At 58.9% G+C, this 2,404-nt stretch carries 4 protein-coding genes; all 4 read left to right on the top strand.

Annotated features, from left to right (window positions below; all coding sequences use genetic code 11):
• Positions 1–120 precede the first annotated feature (120 nt).
• The 4 genes from ACCAA_RS04210 (at position 121) to ACCAA_RS04195 (ending at position 2,199) form a co-directional block, all read left to right on the top strand.
• Positions 121–327 carry a hypothetical protein gene (locus ACCAA_RS04210; RefSeq protein ID WP_186405998.1) on the top strand — a complete coding sequence of 69 codons (207 nt, stop codon included), beginning with the start codon at positions 121–123 and terminating at the stop codon, positions 325–327.
• 70 nt (positions 328–397) lie between these two features.
• Positions 398–616: a DUF433 domain-containing protein gene (locus ACCAA_RS04205; RefSeq protein WP_186405997.1), complete on the top strand. Its 219-nt coding sequence runs from the start codon at positions 398–400 to the stop codon at positions 614–616.
• Positions 600–923 (top strand): DUF5615 family PIN-like protein, encoded by a 324-nt coding sequence (locus ACCAA_RS22565; protein ID WP_186405996.1) that lies wholly within the window; start codon positions 600–602, stop codon positions 921–923. The genes ACCAA_RS04205 and ACCAA_RS22565 overlap by 17 nt, the downstream gene beginning before the upstream one ends.
• A 580-nt stretch (positions 924–1,503) precedes the next feature.
• On the top strand, positions 1,504–2,199 hold the full coding sequence (locus ACCAA_RS04195; RefSeq protein ID WP_186405995.1) for a hypothetical protein: 696 nt from the start codon (positions 1,504–1,506) through the stop codon (positions 2,197–2,199).
• Positions 2,200–2,404: the final 205 nt, after the last annotated feature.

The following is a 2,404-nucleotide window of genomic DNA, read 5'->3' as shown; positions in this document are numbered from 1 at the left end:
GCTTTCAAGCCAGTCGCAAAAAATTTGGCAAACATGCAAAATGGGTTCTGTGTAAGGATATGGGCAAAGGCCTGTTTTTACCGTTTATTTGTACCCCCGAAGAGCTTATGGGAGGCGAAAATGAATGACAGCATTATTAAAGAAGTTCGCAATATCCGCGATCAACATGCCGCCAGTATGGGCTACGATTTAGATCGAATTTATGCCGATTTGCAGGCACGGCAGGAAAAACATGCGGCAGAGGGATGGGTCGTCGTTCCGCCGCCTTCCAACCCACCGCCAGAGCCTGAGTTGGCGTTGCAGCGGACTCGCTTCGCTCGCCGCTGAACTTCGGCGCGCTAGCCTCCACATTCCACTTCTTCGGTACTTCGGTACACTACGTCAAGCGGAGGTCGCCATGGATGCAACGATAATAAGCCGTGACCCAGAGATCATGAGTGGAGCTTTGTGCTTCACAGGAACCCGTGTCCCCGTACAGAACTTGTTCGACTACTTCGAAGGCAGTTCCTCGTTGGCCGACTTTCTGGAGGACTTTCCGTCCGTAAAGCGAGAGGCGGCGGTGGCGGTACTGGAGGCTGCACGAACGAGCTTGTTTGCCGATGCGGCTCCTGCTTGACGAATCCTTGCCGAGTCGGCTCAGGCGTTCGCTGCCTGCGCACTCGGTCAAGACCGTCGTCGAGATGGGCTGGGGCGGGGTAAAGAATGGCAAGCTTTTGGCGCTTGCCTGCCAGCAGTTTGACGCCTTCCTGACCGCGGACAAAAACCTCGAGTATCAGCAGAACCGTGCCAAGCTGCCAATCGCGGTAGTCGTACTCGTGTCGCACTCCAACGAGCTACAGCATTTGTTACCCTTGCTTCCTCGTCTTGAGGAAACGCTGGCTGGTCTTCAGCCTTGCGGCCTTGCGAGAGTTGGGGGCTCATAAGTAGTGCCTAGCAGAAAAAGCCGTTTTTGGACGGTCGGGGGCGTTCATCGGGGTAAAAAAGACGGCTGGTAACGAAAAGTCAGCGGCGTAAGCCTGTTTGTTGGCTGGCGCCGGGGGTCGATTGTCCAAAACATGCTTAGGGCATATTTCACGGTCGAGCAAACCGTCGTCTCTGTTGTTTTAACCCATTTGAAGGGTGTCAGGCGGCGAGTTTTTGGGGCTCAGGCACGCGGGGTTTAGCGCGCGCATTGCGCTCACGAACCATGACCCCGAGGCGATGGATGTTTCGCGCCAGAACCGCCAGCGCCACGTAGCGTTTGAATCCGTGAATTCCGTGATCGGGACACAAGGGCCGTAGGGGGCAATAGGCGTCAGCCGTATTGCGCCGCATGAAAGGTGGTTCATTCGGCGGAATACGCTAACGCTATTCCGCCCGACAGTCTTGTTGATGGGGTCTGCCTGATCTATCGGATGGCACTGTCCGGCCCCTTCCAGTAGAATTCGCGCCGGCTCACTGTCAATGTCACCACCACGTTCGGCGCTTGCTGGTCGCGCGTCACAGCCCAAGGAGAACATCGCCATGACCCTCGACGAAAAGCGCTGGCAAAAGAAGCTCGCCAAAAAGCGCAAGGCGCAGGCGAACAGGAAGTCGATGCCGCAGCGCAGCGATGCGCACTCGCCGGCGCACGCGGCACAGCGGCCGGTCCACGCTTCGCTGATCACCAGGGAGCTGTTCGCCGTGGGGATCGGCATGGTTGCGCTGGCTCGCGAACTTCCCGACGGTGACGTGGCCCTGGCGGCCTTTGTCGTCGACGTCTACTGCCTCGGCGTCAAGAATGCCTTCTACCGCGTGCTTCCGCCGGAGGAGTGGCTGCGCTTCGTGCAGACTCAGGAATTCGAAGAGATTCCGCCCGACTGCCTGCGCCAGCTCGTCGAGGGCGCCGTCGCATATGCGCGCGACCTTGGTTTCCCAGCGCATGCCGACTACGCCCGCGCCGCCGCGCTTTTCGGGACCATCGACGCAGCCGCGTGTCCGGTTCGTTACACCTATGGTGACAACGGCAAGCCGTTTTATGTCAGCGGGCCGAAAGAGACGCCGGCACGGTCGCGGCGGATCATGAACACGCTGACACGACGACTCGGTGCCGATGGATTCCACTTCATGGCGGAAATCGACGCGCCGCAGGGGGTGCTTGCGACTGCCGGGGAGGGCGAGCAACTTCCCGCTGGCGTGCAAGCAGCGAGCAACGCGCTGCCCGACGAAGGTCAGAAGTAGCCGGCACCCCGCCAGGCTGTGCGTTAATGTGAAAGTCGCGTCAGCGTAACTCCTCAAAAACCCCGGGCATGACCATTCGCTGAATCTGGGATGCTTGCTTGCAGATGGTGCTGGACACAGCGCGCGAAGCGTGGTTCAATCTGCTGTTAACGGCGTCGTCATTCCGTAGAAATCTGGCGTCGACAGTTTTGCAGCGTAGCCCGCA

This window comes from Candidatus Accumulibacter aalborgensis, from assembly GCF_900089955.1.
GTDB lineage: Bacteria > Pseudomonadota > Gammaproteobacteria > Burkholderiales > Rhodocyclaceae > Accumulibacter > Accumulibacter aalborgensis.
Note: the sequence above shows the minus strand (reverse complement) of the source record. Positions and strands in the feature narration are given on the sequence as shown.